This window comes from Brevundimonas sp. FG128 (assembly GCF_057809775.1).
The window spans coordinates 46178-65102 of record NZ_JBMDKP010000003.1 but is presented as its reverse complement, the minus strand read 5'-3'; the positions used below and the strand labels follow the sequence as shown (position 1 = coordinate 65102).

The following is an 18925-nucleotide window of genomic DNA, read 5'->3' as shown; positions in this document are numbered from 1 at the left end:
GGGCGATGGCGGCCAAGGTCGGTTCCTTGCTGGGGATCGGCGGGCCGCGCGGCTCCTTTATCGTGCCGACCGTCTTCGCCGATCATGTGCTGATCGGCGACGAGACCGCGCTGCCGGCCATCGCCCGACGGCTGGAGGAACTGCCGGCCGGGGTCCGCGCCCATGCGGTGGTCGAGGTCGCCGACGCGGCGTCCCGTCTGGCGCTGGAAAGCAGGGCCGAGGTCGCGATGACCTGGGCGACGCGCGACGGCGCCCCGCGCGGACGCGAGGAAACCCTGCGGACGGCGGTGGATAAGGCCCTGCGCGAGGTCGATCCGTCCGACGCCTATGTCTGGATCGCCGCCGAGGCGCAGGTGGCAAAGACCCTGCGGGCTCAGGTCCTGGCGATGGGCTTTTCACCAAAGGCGATCAAGGCGGCCGGCTATTGGCGGTTGGGCGGCGCGGGCGGCGAAAAGATCAACCTGGATTGAGGCCAGCGCGGCGCAGCGTCAGGTTCAGACGGCCGCCGCCGGGGATCAGGCGAGACGAGCCCTCCAGCACGCGGTCGATCCCGTGGCGGGCCAGTCGCGCCGATCCCGTCAGGGCGCAGACGTCTCCGCTTTCCAGCCTCAGCGTCGTGGTGCGTCCGCCAGCGGCCGGGCCGATACGGAACAGGGCGGTGTCGCCCAGGGAGATCGACAAGACGGGCGCGCCCAGGTCGGTCTCGTCCTTGTCCTGATGCAGGCCCATCCTGGCGCCCTCGCGGTACAGATTGACCAGACAGGCGTCCGGCGGATCGGGCCAGCCGACCGTGGCGTCCCACAGGTCCAGAAGGCTTTGCGGGATCGTCGGCCAAGGCTCGCCGGTGACGGGATGGGTCGGCTGATAGCGATAGCCGGCGCGGTCCGAGACCCAGCCCAGCGGCCCGAAATTGCTCATCTGGACCGAAAACGGCCGCCCGCCCGGCGTCTGGGGCCAATACGGCGGGGCGGCTTGGAGGCGCGCGAAGACCTCGGCGACGAGGCGGTTCTGTTCGGCCGCGTCCAGCGCGCCCGGCCACAGCCGAAAGCCCTCGACGGCGGTCTTCACCTCTGAGATGGCGGACATGAGCCGATCCTGCGCGAAATCGGGGCCGCGCGCACCGCTGAATCGCATAACGCTCTTGCAGGGGCAGTGGATTTTCCCATATCGGGGCCAGCTTCGGAGAAACCCCGCAAATCCTGGGGCTATCCAGTTCGATCCACGCCAACCCAACCGGGGGCGGTCACGCGCAGCGCTTCCTCGAAGGCCGCCGCATCGCCCGCTGAACGAGAGAGACTGAAGAAACACATGGCCAAGATTATCGGCATCGACCTCGGCACCACCAACTCCTGCGTGGCGGCCATGGACGGCAAGACCCCCAAGGTCATCGAGAACGCCGAAGGCAACCGCACGACCCCGTCGGTCGTGGCGATCCAGGACGGCGCGGAAGTGCTGGTGGGCCAGCCCGCCAAACGCCAGGCCGTCACCAACCCGTCCAACACCTTCTTCGCCATCAAGCGCCTGATCGGCCGCAACTTCGACGACCCCGTCGTGGCGAAGGACAAGGGGATGGTGCCCTATGAGATCGTCAAGGGTCCGAACGGCGACGCCTGGGTGCGCGCCTTCGGCAAGGACTATTCTCCCCAGCAGATCTCGGCCTTCATCCTGCAGAAGATGAAGGAATCGGCAGAGGCCTTCCTGGGCGACAAGGTGACGCAAGCCGTCATCACCGTTCCCGCATACTTCAACGACAGCCAGCGCCAGGCCACCAAGGACGCCGGCAAGATCGCCGGCCTGGAAGTGCTGCGCATCATCAACGAGCCGACTGCGGCCGCGCTCGCCTATGGGCTGGAGAAGAACGACGGTCAGAAGATCGCCGTCTATGACCTGGGCGGCGGCACCTTCGACGTCTCTGTCCTGGAGATCGGCGACGGCGTCTTCGAAGTGAAGTCGACCAACGGCGACACCTTCCTGGGCGGCGAGGACTTCGACCTGCGCCTGGTCGATTACCTGGCCGATGAGTTCAAAAAAGAGCAGAGCGTCGATCTGCGCCAGGACAAGCTGGCCCTGCAGCGTCTGAAGGAAGAGGCCGAAAAGGCCAAGAAGGAGCTGTCGACCACGACCCAGTACGAGGTCAACCTGCCGTTCATCACCATGAACGCCTCGGGTCCGCTGCACCTGAACATCAAGCTGACGCGCGCCAAGCTGGAATCCCTGGTCGAAGACCTGGTCCAGCGCACGATCGAGCCTTGCAAGAAGGCCTTGGCCGACGCCGGGCTGAAGGCGGCAGACATCGACGAAGTCGTCCTGGTCGGCGGCATGACCCGCATGCCCATGGTGCAGGAGGCCGTGAAGGCCTTCTTCGGCAAGGAGCCCCACAAGGGCGTGAACCCTGACGAGGTCGTGGCCCTGGGCGCCGCCGTTCAGGCCGGCGTTCTGCAAGGCGACGTCAAGGACGTGCTGCTGCTGGACGTGACGCCTCTGACCCTGGGCATCGAGACCCTGGGCGGCGTCTTCACGCCCCTGATCGAGCGCAACACGACGATCCCGACCAAGAAGAGCCAGACCTTCTCGACCGCCGACGACAACCAGTCGGCCGTGACGATCCGGGTCTTCCAGGGCGAACGTCCGATGGCGTCGGACAACAAGATGCTGGGTCAGTTCGACCTGATGGGCATTCCGCCGTCGCCGCGCGGCATGCCGCAGATCGAGGTCGCCTTCGACATCGACGCCAACGGCATCGTCAACGTCTCGGCCAAGGACAAGGCGACCAACAAGGAACAGTCGATCCGCATCCAGGCGAACGGCGGCCTGTCGGACGCCGACATCGACAAGATGGTCAAGGAAGCCGAGGCCAACGCCGCCTCCGACAAGGTCCGCAAGGATCTGGTCGAGGCCCAGAACGCCGCCGACAGCCTGATCAACTCGACCGAGAAGGCCCTGGCCGAACACGGCGACAAGGTGGGTGCGGACGAGAAGGCGGCGATCGAGACCGGCCTGGCCGAGCTGAGGACCGCGCGTGAAGGCACGGACGCGGAAGACATCCGTGCCAAGACCAACACCCTGGTCCAGGCCTCGATGAAGCTGGGCGAGGCCATGTACGCCCAGCAGCAGGGCGCGGGCGAAGGCGGCGCCGCCCCGGCCGACGACGGCGTGGTCGACGCCGAGTTCGAGGAAGTCTCGGACACCGACGGCGACGACAAGAAGAGCGCCTGATCCGCCACAGTGCGCTGAAATGATACGGCCCCGCTTGTCTTGCGATAGGCGGGGCCTTTTTCTGAAACTTGCATCGTTCGTCCCGGCCCCCATGTCAGCCGGGACACCGTTTTCCTCCAGGGTCCGCAGAGATCCGAGGTGAACGGCAGGGGAAGTATGAGGACGAACGCCCGATGGCGCGTGATTATTACGAGGTTCTTGGCGTCGAACGCACGGTCGACGCCCCTGGTCTGAAGGCCGCCTATCGCAAGCTGGCCATGATCCATCACCCCGACCGCAACGGCGGTTCGGAAGAGTCGATGGCCCAGTTCAAGGAAATCTCCGAGGCCTATACGGTCCTGTCGGACGACAACAAGCGGGCCGCCTACGACCGGTTCGGCCATGCGGGCGTGAACGGCGGCGCAGGCGGCGGCTTCGGCCAGGGCCAGCAGGGCTTCTCTGACATCAACGACATCTTCTCGCAGGTCTTCGGCGATGCGTTCGGGGACGCCTTCGGCGGGCGCCAGGGCCGGGGCCAGCAGGGCGGACCGCGTCGGGGTTCGGACCTGCGCTACGATCTCGAGATCACCCTGGAGCAGGCCTACAAGGGCGAAGACGTCGAGATCGCCATTCCCGCGACCATGACCTGCGAGACCTGCGAGGGGTCGGGCGCCAAGCCGGGCACCAAGCCCGTCACCTGCAGCACCTGCCAGGGCGCCGGCCGCGTGCGCCAGGCCAACGGTTTCTTCCAGGTCGAGCGCACCTGCCCCCGCTGCCATGGCTCGGGCCAGATGATCGCCGATCCCTGCACCACCTGCCACGGTCACGGCCAGGTGCGTAAGACCCGCACCCTGAACCTGAAGATCCCCGCCGGCGTGGACGACGGCTCGCGCATTCGCCTGTCGGGCGAGGGCGATGCCGGCCAGCGCGGCGGACCGCGCGGGGACCTGTATGTCTTCATCTCGGTGACGCCGCACGACCTGTTCGAACGCGACAACCTGGACCTGCTGGTCACCGTGCCCGTGCCGATGACGGTGGCGGCCCTGGGCGGCGAGATCGACGCCCCCTGCCTGGTGTCGGCCGCCTGCGACGGCAAATGCCGGGCCGCCGTTACGGTGCCCGCCGGCGCCCAGACCGGCAAGACCGTCCGCATCAAGGGCAAGGGCATGCCCCATCTGAACGGCCGCACGCGCGGCGATCTGGTGGTCGAACTGTTCGTCGAGACGCCCACCGATCTGACCGCGCGCCAGCGTGAGTTGCTGGAAGAGCTTGCCCTGTCGTTCGGCGAGGGGCAGAACCCTCGCAATTCCAGCTTCGCCGGAAAGGCGAAGCGCTTCTGGGCAGACATCCTGGGCAATCAGGATGCGGACGGATCGAAAGAGAACGCGGTTTGAGCGCAATCTTCCACGCCGGCATCTCCGGCTATCGCGGCCGGATGGGTCGCGCGGTGTCCCAGGTGCTGGATGCACGCGAGGACGTGGTCGTCGCCGCCCGCTTCGACTGGGGCGAGACGGCCGACCTGTCGCTGTGCGACGTGATCATCGACTTCTCGACCCCCGACGCCTCGGTGGCCCTGGCGCAGGGGGCGGCGGAACGCGGCGGTCCGGCCCTGGTCATCGGCTCGACCGGCTTCACGCCCGAACAGGAGGCCGAGTTGATGAAGGCCGCCGAGACGGTCGCCATCGTCAAGAGCGGGAACTTCTCGCTGGGCGTGAACATCCTGATCGGCCTGGTCCAGCACGCCGCCCAGCGTCTGGACGCCCAGGACTGGGACATCGAGATCACCGAGGCCCACCATCGCAGGAAGGTGGATTCGCCGTCAGGCACCGCCCTGATGCTGGGCGAGGCCGCCGCCGAGGGCCGGTTCTCGGATCTGGCGGACGTGCGGTCCAAACCCTACGACGGGGTGCAGGGCGAGCGCGAGAGCGGCAAGATCGGCTTCTCCTCGATCCGCGCCGGCGGCATCATCGGCGAACATACGGTTCTGTTCGCCTCGGAGGACGAGGTGCTGACCCTCAGCCATTCGGCCATCGACCGGTCCCTGTTCGCCCGGGGCGCCGTGGCGGCCGCCGCCTGGGTTCGCACGCGGGGCCCGGGCCTCTATGACATGCAGGACGTGCTGGGCTTCAGGCAGGCTTGATGCCTAGGGCGCTGACGCGCCGCGCTATGTTCGCCCCCGGGTCCGATCTTCGATCGGCCCGAGGACAGGCTCTGCGGTCGCTCACGGCTTGAGCGCAATTTGATAAGCGTCGGCGATCGCCGCTGCGTCAGGCCGCGTCGTCCTGGGCGGGCAGGCCGTAGGCTTCCCACAGCGACCGATCCTTCAGCACCTGGGCCAGGAAGGCGATGTGGGCGGCCTGTTCAGCCTCGGTCGAGCGGGGCGCCAGCGGGCGGGGACGCTGGCCGTAGGCGGCGACTTCCAGCACGCCGCCGGGGCCTCTTCCGCGGGGGCCGGACGACAGGTCCAGAACCCGCTCCTTGCCGCCGCGAAGCTCCAGATAGACCTCCGCCAACAGACGGGCGTCGATCAGGGCGCCGTGCAGGGTGCGTTCGACCAGGGAGACCTTGTAGCGTTTGCACAGGGCGTCCAGCGAGTTGGGCATGCCGGGAAACCGGGCCTGGGCCAGTTTCAGCGTATCGATCCAGCGCGCCTCGCCCGTGATCGGCCGGCCGCAGCGATTGTATTCGAAGTCGATGAAGTTGCGGTCGAAGGCGGCGTTGTGCGCGATCATCTGCGCATCGCCGACGAATTCGATCAGGTCGTCGGCGATCTCGGCGAATTTCGGGGCGTCCTTGACCTTGTTGTCGGTGATGCCGTGAACCCGGATCGCATCGGGCGGGATGGTCCGCTCGGGATTGACGAAACGGTGGAAGGTGCGGCCGGTGGGCAGCAGATCCTGAATCTCGATACAGCCGACCTCGATCAGCCGGTCGCCCGTCTTGGGGTCGAAGCCGGTGGTTTCCGTATCCAGAACGATTTCGCGCGCCATGTCCCCTTAATGGCGAGGTTCGTCGCTTTGCGGAAGACCGGCCTTGCCGCGACGGGGAGATATCCACGCCGGATCCAGCACCGTCTCGACCACGGCCTTTACCTGGGCCCGCGCGGGGTCCAGCCCGCGCCCGGTGTCGATGATGAAGTCGGCGCGCGCGCGCTTTTCCGCATCGGGCATCTGACGCACAAGAATGGCCTCGAAGCGGTCGCGGGTCATGCCGGGACGGGCGAGGACGCGTTGGGCCTGGACGGCGGCGTCGGCGGAGACCACGACCACCGCATCGACATGGGCGTCTCCGCCGGTCTCGAACAGCAGGGGGATGTCGAGCACGGCCAGCTTCACCCCCGAGGCCTGCGCTGCGTCGAGGTCCGCCGCCCGTCCTTGCGCCACCAGGGGATGAACGATGGACTCCAGGCGGCGAAAGGCCGTCTCGTCGCGGCCCAGGGCCTGCGCCAGACGCGTTCGATCCACGGCACCGTCGACGACCACGCCCGGAAAGACGTCGCCCACGGGTTCGACCGCCGCGCCGCCGGGGGCGTAGAGGCGGTGCACGGCGTCGTCGGCGTTCCAGACGACGGCGCCCAGGTCGGCGAACATGGCGGTCGTCGTGGACTTGCCCATGCCGATGGAGCCGGTGAGGCCGAGCAGGATCATGCCGTCTCGCCCAGGTGTTTCAGCAGCAGGGCGCGCAGATCGAGCGGCGGCGGCGGGCGGCGAAACAGGGCCTGGAACGACGGCGCCGCCTGGCCGATCAGCATGGACAGGCCGTCCACCGTCGGCAGGCCGCGCGCCCGCGCCGCCGTCAGGAAGGGCGTGGCCAAGGGCTTGTAGGTCATGTCCATCATCACCGTGCCGGGGGCGACGGCGGCGAAGTCAAGCTCCGGCTGGACGCTGAGGGCGTTGATCACCAGGACGGCGCCCTCCAAGGCCCGGGCAGCGGCCATCACCTGGACCGAGGGTCCGAGATCGGCGGCCAAGGCCTGGGCGCGCTCAGGCGAGCGGTTGACGATGCGGACCAGGGCGCCGGCCTCGACCAAGGCGCCCGATCCGGCGCGCGCGGCGCCGCCCGCGCCCAGGATGACGACGGGCCGACCCTTCACGTTTAAATCGGGGGCCTGTTCTTTCAGCCCCAGCATCAGGCCGACGCCGTCGGAACTGTCGGCGCGAACCCGGCCGGCGTCGAAGGCCAGGATATTGGCGGAGGACGTTAGTTTCGCCGCCGCCGTCGCCTCGTCCGCCAGGGCGAAGGCCTGTTCCTTGAACGGGGCGGTGACGTTGAGCCCGGCGATCAGCCCGGCCCGGCCCGCCGCGACCAGGGCCGCGAAGCCGTCGGCGTCGGCCGGAGCGAAGGGAACATAGGCGCCGTCGATGTCGCCGGCCGCCAGCCAGGCGTTGTGGATGACCGGGCTGAGCGAATGTATGATCGGATTGCCGGCAATGCCCGCGACCATGGCCGCGCCCGTTATGCGATGTCTCGTCATGCCGTCAGAACTCCCGCCCGACGCAGCTCGGCCAGCACGGGCCAGAGGGGCAGGCCCAGGACGGTGAAATAGTCGCCCTCCACCGCCGCGAACAACTGCGAGCCCAAGGCCTCCAACCGATAGGAGCCGACGCAGGACAGAAGGACCTCGCCCTCCGCCGCCAGATAGGCGTCGAGGAAGGCGTCGGAGAAGTCGCGCATCCGCATCTCGACCGTATCGACGCCGGACCAGACGATCTCGCCCTTGATGGCCAGGGCGGCGCCGGAATGAAGCTGGTGCGACCGGCCGCGCATGGTTTTCAGCCGCTCGCGCGCCGCATCCAGGGATTTCGCCTTGGACACCAGGCCGCCGTCGAAGGCCAGGGTCTGGTCCGAACCCAGCACCCAGGCCTCGGGATCGTCGCGCGACACCGCCAGGGCCTTGGCCACTGCGAGGCGCACCGCCAGGGCTGCGGCGTCCAGATCGCCGGACACGGCCTTGATCGCTTCCTCGTCTACATCGGCCACGCGGACGTCGAAGGGAACACCGGCGTTTTCCAGCATGGCGCGGCGGGCGGCGCTCCTGGACGCCAGAATAAGATTTTCCGTCACCAGGTCGTCCCGATCTTGTGGTTACGATGCTCGCTGAGCAGGTTGGTGATGGCCGCCGCCGTCTCCTCGACCGAGCGGCGGGTGACGTCGATGGTGGGCCAGCCGCGCCGCTCGAAGGCCCGCCTGGCCTTGATCGTCTCCTCGCGCACCGCGTCCTGGTCAGTATAGTTGGAGGACTGGCTGGCGTTCAGATTGTCGATCCGGTTGCGACGGATCTGGACCAGCCGATCCGGCGAGACAGTCAGGCCGATCACCAGGGGGTTTTTCAGCTGCGTCAGCCGTTCGCCGTCCTCCTGGCCCGGCACCAGCGGCACGTTCGCCGCCCGGATGCCGCGGTGAGCCAGATAGATGCAGGTCGGGGTCTTGGACGTCCGGCTGACCCCGCACAGCACGACGTCGGCCCCCTCGAGCTGTTCCAGCGAGCCCTGGCCGTCGTCATAGGCCATAGCGAAGTCCAGGGCGGCGATGCGGTTGAAATAGTCGTGATCCAGGGCGTGCTGGGCGCCGACGCGGGTGGACAGGGCCGCGCCCAGATAGCGCGACATCGCCCCCACCAGCGGATCCAGGGCGCCGATCTGGGGCATGTCCAGCTGGCGGCAACCTTCCTCCAGCTGTTCGCGCAGGTCGCGATCGACCAGGGTGTGCAGAACCACGCCCGGCGCCGCCGCCACCTCCTGAAGCACCCGGTCCATCTGCTTTTCCGAACGGACCAGGGCGTAGATGTGTTCGATGGGGATGACGCCGTCGAACCGGGCCGTCACCGCCTTGGCCATGGCGTTCAGCGTCTCGCCGGTCGAGTCCGACACCAGATGGACATGGAAATAGGTGGCCAGCCGGCCGGGGCCGGAGGGACGCGAGCCGGAAGGGCGGGCGGGGCTCATTGGGCGTTCGGCTCCCTGTGGAAAGTCGGTGGGCGGCGCGGGATCGTCGGGGCGCCGTTCTCCATAGCGGCTGAGCGACCGGGCCGCGAGCGGGGATGACGGTGGGCGACCTCGCGCGCCCGCCCCGGATCATCCCAAGGCTGAAAACCGGTTTTCACCGACCTGTGGAAACTCCTAACGAAAGGTTAACGACCCTTAACCCCGTTCACAGCCCCGCACCCCTGCGAACCCTTGCGCATTAAGGTTTCATTAGGGATTGTCCACCGGCTGAATAATCGCTTCAGACATCCCCGTTAAGGATCTCGGCGCGTGGATATCCGCTTTTGTTCCGTGGGCGACGCGAGAGTCGTCCCCGTCATTCCCGGCCCTACCTGCCACTACGAATCTTTTAATTCTTAATCTGATTAGGGATTGAGAGCGGGGGGCTGTGACCTTAATCGTCCGGCATGACCGATCCGACCCAGAACACCGATCAGACACCTGTAATGATCAGGGCTCTCCGGGGAGAGACGTTGGATCGCCCGCCGGTCTGGTTCATGCGCCAGGCGGGGCGGTATCTGCCCGAGTATCGTCGGCTGAGGGCCGAGGCGCCCGACTTCATCGCCTTCTGCCTGAACCCCGAGATGGCGGCCGAGGCGACGCTTCAGCCGATGCGGCGGTTCGGCTTCGATGCGGCCATCGTCTTCGCCGACATCCTGCTGATCCCCCGCGCCCTGGGCCAGGACGTCTGGTTCGAGACGGGCGAGGGGCCGCGTCTGGGCGAGATGCCGATTCCTGGTCGGATGGCGGAACTGGCTGCGGGGGCGGGCGAGTATCTGTCGTCCGTGGGCGAGACCCTGTCGATCGTGCGTGCGGCGCTGGAGCCCGAGCGGGCCCTGATCGGGTTCGCCGGCGCGCCTTGGACCGTGGCCACCTATATGCTGGACGGCGAGCACCGGACCATCGGCAAGGGCGAACGCGCCCAGGCCCGGACCTATGCCTATGCCGACCCCAGGCGGGTGGACGAGACGCTGGAGGTTCTGGTCGAGGCCACGGCCCGGTATCTGAAGATGCAGGCGGACGCCGGCGCCCAGGTTCTGAAGATCTTCGAAAGCTGGGCGGAGGGCCTGCCGGATGACCTGTTCGAAAGACTGGTCCTGACGCCCCACCAGGCGCTTGTTAAGCGCACGCGGGAGCTGGGCGTCACCGTGCCCCTGATCGGCTTCCCACGGGGCTCTGCGGCGCTTGCAGAGCGGTATGCGCAGGAGGTCGAGGTCGACGCCGTCGCCCTGGACACCGCCTGTCCGCTGGAGGTCGGCAAACGTGTGCAGCAGATCAAGCCGATCCAGGGCGCGCTGGACCCGCTGTTGCTGCGCGCCGGCGGCGACCTGCTGGACCGCCGCGTGGATCAACTGATGGAGGCATGGGGCCAGGGGCCGTGGGTGTTCAACCTGGGTCACGGCATCCTGCCGGATGTGCCCATCGACCATGTCGAACAGGTTCTGAAACGGATCGGCGCCCAATGACCGAAACCCATGCCGGCCGCCGCATCGCGGTGGTGCTGTTCAATCTGGGCGGGCCGGACGATCAGGCGTCGGTGAAACCGTTTCTTTTCAACCTGTTCAACGACCCGGCCATCATCGGCCTGCCCGGGATCGTGCGCACGCCGCTGGCCAAACTGATCTCCAGCCGTCGCGAGACCAGCGCCCAGGCCAACTATGCGCTGATGGGCGGCGGATCGCCCCTGCTGGCCGAGACCAAGGCCCAGGCCCAGGCGCTGGAGGCCGTGCTGAACGGCCGTCTGCACGGGGACACGGTGCGGGTCTTCATCGCCATGCGCTACTGGAATCCCCTGACCGAGGAGACGGCCGCCGAGGTCGCCGCCTTCGGGCCGGACGAGGTCGTGCTGCTGCCCCTCTATCCGCAGTTCTCGACCACCACGACGCAGTCTTCGCTCAAGGCCTGGAACGCGGCCTATGCCGGGTCGGGCGTCAGCCGCGCCGTTTGCTGCTATCCAGCCGCGACGGGTTTGGCCCAGGCCCAGGCCCAGGCGATTGGCGAGAAGCTGGATGAGGCCGTGGGTCAGCCGATCCGCCTGCTGTTCTCGGCCCACGGCATTCCCGAGAAACTGGTTACCGGCAAGGGCGACCCCTATCAGGAACAGGTCGAGACGACCGTCGCCGCCGTGGTCGCCGTGCTGGAGCGCGACCGGGGACCGATTGACCACACCCTGTGCTATCAGAGCCGGGTCGGGCCGATGAAATGGCTGGGACCCTCGACGCCCGACGCCATCGCCCAGGCGGCCGAGGACGGGGTTGGGGTGGTCGTCACCCCAATCGCCTTCGTCTCCGAACATATCGAGACCCTGGTCGAACTGGACATCGAATACGGCGAACTGGCCCACGAGATCGGGGTCAGTCCCTATCTTCGAGCGCCGGCCGTGGGGATCGCGCCGCTGTTCATCGACGCCCTGGCCGAGGCGGCCCTGGGCGCCCTGGACCGAACCGGCGTCGCCCCCTTCGGTCAGGGCTGCAAGGCGGACTGGAAGGCCTGTCCGTATCGCAATGGGAGACAGGCGGCATGAACACCTACGACCTGGCGCGTGGCCTGCACATCCTGGCCGTCATAGCCTGGATGGCGGGCCTGCTGTTCCTGCCGCGCCTCTACGCCTATGACGCCGAACAGCAGTCCAAGTCCGAGCCGCTGAAAAGCGAGATGCAGGGCCTGTTGCGTCTGTGGCAGACGCGCCTGCTGGGCATCATCCTGAATCCGGCGATGATCCTGTCCTGGGTGTTCGGGCTGTGGCTGATCCACATCGATGTCTCCGCGCGCGGCGCGGGCTTCCTGGCCGAGCCGTGGATGATCGCCAAACTGTCAGGCGTCTTCCTGCTCAGCGGCTGGCATGGTTTCCTTTCGGCGCAGAGGAAGAAGATCGCGGCGGGGACGTCGAAATATTCCGGCAAGTTCTGGCGTATGACCAATGAGGTTCCCTTCGTCCTGGCCATCGTCATGGTGCTGTCGGTGACGACGGAGTGGACGTTCGGTTAAGCGGCTCCGCTTGACCTGACCCGCCGCCTGTGGTTCCGCTGGCGGTGAACCGTTCGGCATCTGCCGTCGGCGGTCCCTCTCTTTTCGTGACGCCTGCAGGCCTTGAGCCAGCGGGAGCCCGTCACGCCTCCCTTCGGCCTTACGGCCAGACATTTTCAGAGACCCGCGCCGCAGCCTCTTGGCCGTGTGCGCCCGCGAGCCTGCATCATGACCGACGTCCGCGACACCAACACCGACACCCCCGAGAACGAAGGCGTCGAGGCTGAAGCCCCGACCCATCACGGCGCCGAGCACGAAGCCGGCGAGGCCGCGGGCGCCGATTCCGGCGTGGACACCACGGCCGATGACGAGGACGACGGCGAGCCCGTCGTCGCCAACGGCCGCATCACCCTGGCCGAGCTGAACGAGAAGACGCCGGCCGACCTGGTCGCCTTCGCCGAACAGCTGGAGGTCGAGAACGCCTCGAACCTGCGTAAACAGGATCTGCTGTTCGCCATCCTGAAGGCCCTGGCCGACGAGGAAGTCGAGATCATCGCCGACGGGGTGCTGGAAATCCTGCCCGACGGATTCGGTTTCCTGCGAAGTTCGGACGCGAACTATCTTCCGGGTCCGGACGATGTCTATGTGTCGCCGTCTCAGATCCGCCGCTTCGGCCTGCGCTCGGGCGATACGGTCCACGGGGCCGTGCGGGCGCCGCGCGAAGGCGAGCGCTATTTCGCCCTGCTGAAGGTCGATACGATCAATCTCGAAGACCCGGAGATGGTCAAGACCAAGGTCCTGTTCGACAACCTGACGCCGCTTTATCCCGAAGAGCGGCTGCACATGGAAATTCAGGATCCGACGCTGAAGGATCGCTCTGGCCGCGTCATCGACATCGTCGCCCCCCTCGGCAAGGGCCAGCGCTGCCTGATCGTGGCGCCGCCGCGCGTCGGCAAGACGGTGATGCTGCAGAACATCGCCAAGTCGATCGAGAAGAACCACCCGGAAGTCATTCTGATCGTCCTGCTGATCGACGAACGCCCGGAAGAAGTGACCGACATGCAGCGCACCGTGAAGGGCGAGGTCGTGGCCTCGACCTTCGACGAGCCGGCCACGCGCCACGTCGCCGTCGCCGAAATGGTGATCGAAAAGGCCAAGCGCCTGGTCGAGCACAAGAAGGACGTGGTGATCCTGCTGGACTCCATCACCCGTCTGGGCCGTGCCTACAACGCCACCGTCCCCTCGTCGGGCAAGGTGCTGACCGGTGGTGTGGACGCCAACGCCCTGCAACGGCCGAAGCGCTTCTTCGGCGCCGCGCGGAATGTGGAGCAGGGCGGTTCGCTGACCATCATCGCCACGGCCTTGATCGACACCGGCAGCCGGATGGACGAGGTGATCTTCGAAGAGTTCAAGGGCACCGGCAACTCGGAAATTGTGCTGGACCGCAAGGTCGCGGACAAGCGCATCTTCCCGGCCATCGACGTGCTGAAGTCCGGCACCCGCAAGGAAGATCTGATCACGCCGAAGGATCAGCTGGCCAAGACCTATGTTCTGCGCCGTATCCTGAACCCCATGGGCCCGCAGGACGCGATCGAATTCCTGCTCGACAAGCTGCGCCAGTCGAAGAACAACTCGGACTTCTTCCAGTCGATGAACACCTGATCCGTCTTCGGACGTTTCACGTGAAACAGGAGACGGCGCGATGAAGGTCAATGTCGAAGTCGATTGCACCCCGGCGGAGGCGCGCGCCTTCCTGGGCTTGCCCGACGTGACACCACTGAATGACGCCATGGTCGCCGAGATGCAGAAGCGGATGCAGGCCAATGTCGCCGCCATGCAGCCCGACGAGCTGATGAAGACCTGGACCAGCTTTGGAATGCAGGCCCAGGATCAGTTCCGCCGGATGATGGAAGCGGCCGTCAAGCCGTGATCCCCATGACGCCCTCCTCGTCTGGAGGGGGAACATGCGCAGCAGGGTGGAGTGGGCCCAACCCAATCACGATGCGGACACCCGTCTGCCGCTCTCCGGCTTCTCTCCAGCATTAGGCGAGGATAATGACCGACACCATCTTCGCCCTGGCCACGCCGCCCGGTCGAGGCGCCATCGCCGTGATCCGCCTGTCGGGTCCGGCGGTCGAAGAGACCCTGACCGCCCTCGGCGCCGCCCGCCTCAAACCGCGTATGGCCTCGGTTCGGAACCTGTCCCATGCCGGGGACCATATCGACCAGGCCTTGGTCCTGCGGTTCGTAGCGCCCAATTCCTACACCGGCGAAGACTGCGCGGAGCTGCATCTGCATGGCGGTCGGGCGGTGATCGAAGCGGCGAGCCAGGCCTTGATCGCCCTCGGCCTCCGACCGGCCGAACCTGGCGAGTTTACGCGGCGCGCTTTCCAGAACGGGCGTATGGACCTGGCCCAGGCCGAGGCGGTCGCCGACCTGATCGACGCGGAGACCGGCGCCCAGGCGAGACAGGCGCTAGGCCAGCTGGAAGGCAGGTTGAGCGAAACCTACGCCGGGTTCCGGCGCGACCTATTGCACGCCCTGGCCCTGGTCGAGGCCGAGATCGATTTTCCCGATGAGGAGGTCCCGGACAATCTGGCGCGCACGGCCGGCCCGGTTCTGGACCGTCTGGCCGATGATCTGCGTCGCGCGGTCGATACCGGCCGACGCGGCGAACGTGTGCGGGACGGCTATCGCGTCGTCCTGATCGGCGACACCAATGCGGGCAAGTCGTCGCTTTTCAACGCCCTGGTGGCGCGCGAGGCGGCCATCGTCACGCCCATCGCGGGCACGACGCGGGATGTGCTGGACGCCGATCTGGTCATCGGCGGCTATGCCGTGACCCTGTCCGACACCGCCGGTCTGCGCGAGAGCAACGATCCCGTCGAGGCGGAAGGCGTGCGCCGCGCGCGGCGACGGGCCGAAGAGGCGGACCTGCGCCTATGGGTGCGGGCGCCCGGCGACCCGGATGGGGTTGCGGCCGCCTATGCTCAGCCGGGCGATCTGGTCGTCGCCAACAAGGCGGATCTTGGCGACGACGTTTCGGGCGGGGAATTCGAAAGCCTGCGGGTCAGCACTCGGACTGGAGAGGGATTGTCCGATCTTCACGACTGGATCGCTGCGCGACTGGCGCGTGATCTCGCCGGGTCGGATTTCCCGGCCGTCACCCGAGAGCGACACCGGTTGCGCCTGATGGAGGCGCTGGCAGCGGTAGAGGCAGGGCAGGCCGCGCTGGAGGTCGCGCCCGAAATGGCGGGGGACGATCTACGCCGAGCGGCCGACGCCTTGTCGCGCGTGACGGGCGCCATCGGTGTCGAGGACATACTCGGGCAGGTGTTTTCGACCTTCTGCATCGGCAAGTAATACCGACGTTTCACGTGAAACACCGGGCGACACCTAGTGGCGGTGAGCCACGACAGGCTGGCGAAATCAGACCATCTGGACTATGTGGTCGCGCATGAGCTCCCCCTCCCATCATCTGTTTGACGTCATCATCATCGGCGGCGGCCACGCCGGCTGCGAAGCGGCGGCGGCCTCGGCGCGCGCGGGGGCGAACACCCTGTTGCTGACCCAAAAGCTGGTGACCATCGGCGAGATGTCCTGCAACCCGGCCATCGGCGGTCTGGGCAAGGGGCATCTTGTGCGCGAGATCGACGCCATGGACGGGATCATGGGGCGGTTGGCCGACGCGTCGGGCATCCAGTTCCGCCTGCTGAACCGGTCCAAGGGGGCGGCCGTGCGAGGCCCGCGCAGCCAGATCGACCGCCGCCTGTACCGCGAAGCCATGCAGGCGGAGCTGTCGCACACGCCGAACCTGACTTTGTTGGCGGGCACGGCCGAGCGGCTGATCCTGGAGGGCGACCGGGTCGTCGGCGTGACGACCGGAGCGGGCGAGACGGTGCAGGCCGGGGCCGTCGTGCTGACGACCGGCACCTTCCTGAATGGCGTCATCCATCGTGGTGATGAACGCATCCCGGCCGGCCGTCATGGCGAGGAGCCCTCGACCGGCCTGGCCGCCGATCTGCATGCCGCTGACTTGCAAATGGGGCGGCTGAAGACCGGCACGCCGGCGCGGCTGGATGGGCGCACCATCGCCTGGGATCGGCTGGAGATGCAGCAGGCGGACGAGACGCCGTCAGCCTTTTCCTTCCTGACCGACAAGATCACCGTGCCGCAGATCGCCTGCGGCGTGACCCACACAACTCAAGAGACGCACCGGATCATCGCCGAAAATCTGGGCGAGAGCGCCGTCTATGGCGGCAAGTTGTCGGGCAGGGGACCGCGTTATTGCCCGTCGATCGAGGACAAGGTGGTGCGGTTCGCCCACAAGACCAGCCATCAGATCTTCCTCGAACCCGAGGGCCTGGACGATCCGACGGTCTATCCCAACGGCATCTCGACGTCGGTGTCCGAGCCGACCCAGCTGGCCTTCCTGCGCACCATCCCCGGGCTCGAAGCCGTGGAAGTGTTCCGGTATGGCTATGCCATCGAATATGATTACGTCGATCCGCGAGAGCTGAGCACGGCGCTGGAAGTGAAGAAGCGACCTGGACTCTACCTCGCCGGTCAGATCAACGGCACGACGGGATATGAAGAGGCCGCCGCTCAGGGACTGATGGCGGGGCTCAATGCGGCACGGGCCGCCGCCGGAAAACCGCCGGTGATCCTCGGGCGGGACCAAGCCTATATCGGGGTGATGATCGACGATCTGGTTACCCGCGGCGTGACTGAGCCCTACCGGATGTTCACCAGTCGGGCCGAGTATCGACTGACCTTGCGGTCGGACAACGCGGACCAGAGATTGACCCCCTTGGCCATCGCATTGGGATTGGTGTCCGAAGGTCGCCGGATACGGTTTGAAGCCAAGGCCGAAGAACTGGCACTAGCATCCGCTGTTTCACGTGAAACGGTATTCACCCCGAATGACGCCGGCGCCTTGGGCATTGCAGTCAATGCAGACGGACGCCGCCGCTCCATGCGGGAACTGCTGGCCTTTCCGAATGTGGCGCTGGAGCAGTTCATATCGGCTGTGCCGATAATTGCGGGCTGGAGCGAGGATGTGCGCGAACAGATTCTGATCGACGCCGGTTACGCCAACTATCTGGACCGTCAGACGCTGGACGCCGAAGCGCTGCAGACCGAGGAAGGGCTGATGCTGCCGACCGACCTCGACTATGCCAGCATCGGCGGCCTGTCGAATGAGGTGAAGGAAAAGCTGGCCAGGGTTCAGCCACGCACACTGGGGCAGGCCGGTCGGATCGAGGGCATGACGCCGGGCGCGCTGACGGCCCTGTTGGCCCATGTGAAGAAGTCTCCGAAGACCGCTGCGGTCGCCGCGTGATGCTGGAGAATGAACGGGTCGCGTTTCAGGCCAAAACCGGGGCGACGCCGCAGCAGATGGCGGACCTGGAAGCCTTTCGCCTGAGGCTGGTCGAGGCGAACGCGGTGATGAACCTGGTGGGGCCGGACAGCTTGCCGGACTTCTGGAACAGGCACGCCTGCGACAGCGCGCAACTGCTCGGTCATGCGCCCCAGGCCCTGACCTGGGCCGACCTTGGCGCCGGGGCGGGCTTTCCCGGCGTCGTCCTGACCATTCTGCTGAAAGGCCGCGACGGCGCTCATGTCTGGTTGGTCGATAGCCTTGGCAAACGCTGCCGCTTTCTTCAGGAAATCGTTGACGCCCTCGACCTGCCGGCGACGGTGATCAACGGGCGGGCGGAGGAGCAGGCGATTTCTTGTGAGATCGTCACCGCCCGAGCAGTCGCGCCGATGGACAAGCTGCTGGGTTATGCACAGCCCTACTTCCAAAGGGGTGCACAAGGTCTGTTCCTGAAGGGGGAGAAGGCCGAATCCGAGTTGATCGAGGCGCGGAAATCCTGGCATCTCGAAGCTGAACTGGCCCCGTCGCAGAGCGACCCGCGCGGCCGCATCGTGACAGTCCGGAGTGTTCGACGTGCCCGCATCAGGTCGTAGCAAGCAGCCCGCTCGGGTCCTCGCCGTCTCCAACCAAAAGGGAGGGGTGGGCAAGACCACGACGGCCATCAACCTGGGCACCGCGCTGGCCGCGATCGGCGAGAAGGTGCTGATCGTGGACATGGACCCGCAGGGCAACGCCTCCACCGGCTTGGGTGTTCCACGTGAAACACGCCGCGTGACGATATACGATGTGGTGGTCGACAAGCGGTCTATCGACGACGCTGCGGTGCAGACGACTGTGCCTGGGCTTTGGATCGTGCCGGCTGATGCTGACATGTCGGGCGTGGAGATCGAGCTGAGCCAGGCGGATCGCCGTTCCTATCGGCTTCGTGACGCATTGCGGGCGCATGACGATGGCCCTACCGCGTATGACTATGTGTTGATCGACTGCCCGCCGTCCTTGAACCTGCTGACGCTGAACGCTATGGCGGCGGCGGATGCGGTTCTGGTGCCGCTGCAGTGTGAATTCTTCGCCCTGGAGGGCCTGAGCCAGTTGATGCGGACCATCGACATGGTCAAGCACAGCCTGAACCCGTCGTTGGAAATCCAGGGTCTGGTTCTGACCATGTATGATCGACGGAGCGCCCTGTCGGGGCAGGTGGCCAACGACGTGCGCGCCCACTTCGGCGACAAGGTCTATGAGAGCGTCATCCCCCGCAACGTCCGCGTCGCCGAGGCGCCGTCGTTCGGCAAGCCGGCCCTGATCTATGATCTGAAATGCGCCGGCAGCCAGGCTTATCTGCGCTTGGCCAAGGAAGTGGTGAAGCGCGAACGCCAGCGGCTGAAGCTGGCCGCCTGAATTA

19 protein-coding genes are annotated in these 18925 nt (G+C 66.7%); 13 read left to right on the top strand and 6 right to left on the bottom strand.

What is annotated here, in order from left to right:
• The first annotated feature begins 5 nt into the window (after positions 1–5).
• The gene (locus ACODSC_RS08840; protein ID WP_488814051.1) at positions 6–470 is read left to right on the top strand and encodes a siderophore-interacting protein; all 465 of its coding nucleotides are present in this window, start codon (positions 6–8) and stop codon (positions 468–470) included.
• On the opposite strand, the gene ACODSC_RS08835 is transcribed toward ACODSC_RS08840, so the two are convergent.
• The gene (locus ACODSC_RS08835) at positions 457–1086 is read right to left on the bottom strand and encodes an alpha-ketoglutarate-dependent dioxygenase AlkB (RefSeq protein WP_488813535.1); all 630 of its coding nucleotides are present in this window, start codon (positions 1084–1086) and stop codon (positions 457–459) included. The genes ACODSC_RS08840 and ACODSC_RS08835 overlap by 14 nt on opposite strands.
• Before the next feature lie 222 nt (positions 1087–1308).
• On the opposite strand from ACODSC_RS08835, the gene dnaK reads away from it, so the two are divergent.
• From dnaK to dapB, 3 genes are all read left to right on the top strand, one after another.
• Positions 1309–3216, top strand: a complete 1908-nt coding sequence (dnaK, locus tag ACODSC_RS08830) for a molecular chaperone DnaK (protein WP_488813534.1) — start codon at positions 1309–1311, stop codon at positions 3214–3216.
• 173 nt (positions 3217–3389) lie between these two features.
• Positions 3390–4589 carry a molecular chaperone DnaJ gene (dnaJ, locus tag ACODSC_RS08825; protein ID WP_488813533.1) on the top strand — a complete coding sequence of 400 codons (1200 nt, stop codon included), beginning with the start codon at positions 3390–3392 and terminating at the stop codon, positions 4587–4589.
• Positions 4586–5335 (top strand): 4-hydroxy-tetrahydrodipicolinate reductase, encoded by a 750-nt coding sequence (gene dapB / locus ACODSC_RS08820; RefSeq protein WP_488813532.1) that lies wholly within the window; start codon positions 4586–4588, stop codon positions 5333–5335. The genes dnaJ and dapB overlap by 4 nt, the downstream gene beginning before the upstream one ends.
• 127 nt (positions 5336–5462) lie before the next feature.
• Here the strand turns inward: dapB and dnaQ are convergent, their stop codons facing one another.
• From dnaQ to ACODSC_RS08795, 5 genes are read right to left on the bottom strand one after another with little or no spacing between them, the layout of a single operon-like run.
• Positions 5463–6185: a DNA polymerase III subunit epsilon gene (gene dnaQ / locus ACODSC_RS08815; protein WP_488813531.1), complete on the bottom strand. Its 723-nt coding sequence runs from the start codon at positions 6183–6185 to the stop codon at positions 5463–5465.
• A gap of 6 nt (positions 6186–6191) precedes the next feature.
• Positions 6192–6842: a dephospho-CoA kinase gene (coaE, locus tag ACODSC_RS08810; RefSeq protein WP_488813530.1), complete on the bottom strand. Its 651-nt coding sequence runs from the start codon at positions 6840–6842 to the stop codon at positions 6192–6194.
• The gene (locus tag ACODSC_RS08805) at positions 6839–7669 is read right to left on the bottom strand and encodes a shikimate dehydrogenase family protein (protein WP_488813529.1); all 831 of its coding nucleotides are present in this window, start codon (positions 7667–7669) and stop codon (positions 6839–6841) included. The genes coaE and ACODSC_RS08805 overlap by 4 nt, the downstream gene beginning before the upstream one ends.
• Positions 7666–8259, bottom strand: coding sequence for a Maf family protein (locus ACODSC_RS08800; RefSeq protein WP_488813528.1), 594 nt, complete (start codon positions 8257–8259; stop codon positions 7666–7668). The genes ACODSC_RS08805 and ACODSC_RS08800 overlap by 4 nt, the downstream gene beginning before the upstream one ends.
• Positions 8256–9140, bottom strand: a complete 885-nt coding sequence (locus ACODSC_RS08795) for a pyruvate, water dikinase regulatory protein (protein WP_488813527.1) — start codon at positions 9138–9140, stop codon at positions 8256–8258. The genes ACODSC_RS08800 and ACODSC_RS08795 overlap by 4 nt, the downstream gene beginning before the upstream one ends.
• 446 nt (positions 9141–9586) lie before the next feature.
• On the opposite strand from ACODSC_RS08795, the gene hemE reads away from it, so the two are divergent.
• The 9 genes from hemE (at position 9587) to ACODSC_RS08750 (ending at position 18921) form a co-directional block, all read left to right on the top strand.
• Entirely contained in the window at positions 9587–10645 is a 1059-nt protein-coding gene (hemE, locus tag ACODSC_RS08790) for a uroporphyrinogen decarboxylase (protein WP_488813526.1), read from the top strand.
• The gene (hemH, locus tag ACODSC_RS08785) at positions 10642–11703 is read left to right on the top strand and encodes a ferrochelatase (RefSeq protein WP_488813525.1); all 1062 of its coding nucleotides are present in this window, start codon (positions 10642–10644) and stop codon (positions 11701–11703) included. The genes hemE and hemH overlap by 4 nt, the downstream gene beginning before the upstream one ends.
• Positions 11700–12167 carry a CopD family protein gene (locus tag ACODSC_RS08780; protein WP_488813524.1) on the top strand — a complete coding sequence of 156 codons (468 nt, stop codon included), beginning with the start codon at positions 11700–11702 and terminating at the stop codon, positions 12165–12167. The genes hemH and ACODSC_RS08780 overlap by 4 nt, the downstream gene beginning before the upstream one ends.
• A gap of 207 nt (positions 12168–12374) precedes the next feature.
• Entirely contained in the window at positions 12375–13808 is a 1434-nt protein-coding gene (gene rho / locus ACODSC_RS08775) for a transcription termination factor Rho (RefSeq protein WP_488813523.1), read from the top strand.
• A 40-nt stretch (positions 13809–13848) separates the two neighbouring features.
• Positions 13849–14076: a DUF6489 family protein gene (locus ACODSC_RS08770; protein ID WP_488813522.1), complete on the top strand. Its 228-nt coding sequence runs from the start codon at positions 13849–13851 to the stop codon at positions 14074–14076.
• Between the two features lie 125 nt (positions 14077–14201).
• Positions 14202–15509, top strand: a complete 1308-nt coding sequence (mnmE, locus tag ACODSC_RS08765; protein WP_488813521.1) for a tRNA uridine-5-carboxymethylaminomethyl(34) synthesis GTPase MnmE — start codon at positions 14202–14204, stop codon at positions 15507–15509.
• Between the two features lie 94 nt (positions 15510–15603).
• Complete coding sequence (gene mnmG, locus ACODSC_RS08760) at positions 15604–17487, top strand: tRNA uridine-5-carboxymethylaminomethyl(34) synthesis enzyme MnmG (protein ID WP_488813520.1); 1884 nt, start codon at positions 15604–15606, stop codon at positions 17485–17487.
• Positions 17487–18119 carry a 16S rRNA (guanine(527)-N(7))-methyltransferase RsmG gene (gene rsmG, locus ACODSC_RS08755; RefSeq protein WP_488813519.1) on the top strand — a complete coding sequence of 211 codons (633 nt, stop codon included), beginning with the start codon at positions 17487–17489 and terminating at the stop codon, positions 18117–18119. The genes mnmG and rsmG overlap by 1 nt, the downstream gene beginning before the upstream one ends.
• On the top strand, positions 18100–18921 hold the full coding sequence (locus ACODSC_RS08750; protein ID WP_488813518.1) for a ParA family protein: 822 nt from the start codon (positions 18100–18102) through the stop codon (positions 18919–18921). Before rsmG ends, ACODSC_RS08750 begins: the two co-directional genes overlap by 20 nt.
• The last annotated feature ends 4 nt before the right edge of the window (positions 18922–18925 follow it).

Bases quoted from the DNA above. Each gene is read 5' to 3' on its own strand.
- ACODSC_RS08840 (WP_488814051.1), top strand. From the start codon at position 6: ATGGCGGCCAAGGTCGGTTCCTTGCTGGGGATCGGCGGGCCGCGCGGC.
- ACODSC_RS08835 (WP_488813535.1), bottom strand. From the start codon at position 1,086: ATGTCCGCCATCTCAGAGGTGAAGACCGCCGTCGAGGGCTTTCGGCTG.
- dnaK (WP_488813534.1), top strand. From the start codon at position 1,309: ATGGCCAAGATTATCGGCATCGACCTCGGCACCACCAACTCCTGCGTG.
- dnaJ (WP_488813533.1), top strand. From the start codon at position 3,390: ATGGCGCGTGATTATTACGAGGTTCTTGGCGTCGAACGCACGGTCGAC.
- dnaQ (WP_488813531.1), bottom strand. From the start codon at position 6,185: ATGGCGCGCGAAATCGTTCTGGATACGGAAACCACCGGCTTCGACCCC.
- coaE (WP_488813530.1), bottom strand. From the start codon at position 6,842: ATGATCCTGCTCGGCCTCACCGGCTCCATCGGCATGGGCAAGTCCACG.
- ACODSC_RS08805 (WP_488813529.1), bottom strand. From the start codon at position 7,669: ATGACGAGACATCGCATAACGGGCGCGGCCATGGTCGCGGGCATTGCC.
- ACODSC_RS08795 (WP_488813527.1), bottom strand. From the start codon at position 9,140: ATGAGCCCCGCCCGCCCTTCCGGCTCGCGTCCCTCCGGCCCCGGCCGG.
- hemE (WP_488813526.1), top strand. From the start codon at position 9,587: ATGACCGATCCGACCCAGAACACCGATCAGACACCTGTAATGATCAGG.
- hemH (WP_488813525.1), top strand. From the start codon at position 10,642: ATGACCGAAACCCATGCCGGCCGCCGCATCGCGGTGGTGCTGTTCAAT.
- ACODSC_RS08780 (WP_488813524.1), top strand. From the start codon at position 11,700: ATGAACACCTACGACCTGGCGCGTGGCCTGCACATCCTGGCCGTCATA.
- rho (WP_488813523.1), top strand. From the start codon at position 12,375: ATGACCGACGTCCGCGACACCAACACCGACACCCCCGAGAACGAAGGC.
- ACODSC_RS08770 (WP_488813522.1), top strand. From the start codon at position 13,849: ATGAAGGTCAATGTCGAAGTCGATTGCACCCCGGCGGAGGCGCGCGCC.
- mnmE (WP_488813521.1), top strand. From the start codon at position 14,202: ATGACCGACACCATCTTCGCCCTGGCCACGCCGCCCGGTCGAGGCGCC.
- mnmG (WP_488813520.1), top strand. From the start codon at position 15,604: ATGAGCTCCCCCTCCCATCATCTGTTTGACGTCATCATCATCGGCGGC.
- rsmG (WP_488813519.1), top strand. From the start codon at position 17,487: ATGCTGGAGAATGAACGGGTCGCGTTTCAGGCCAAAACCGGGGCGACG.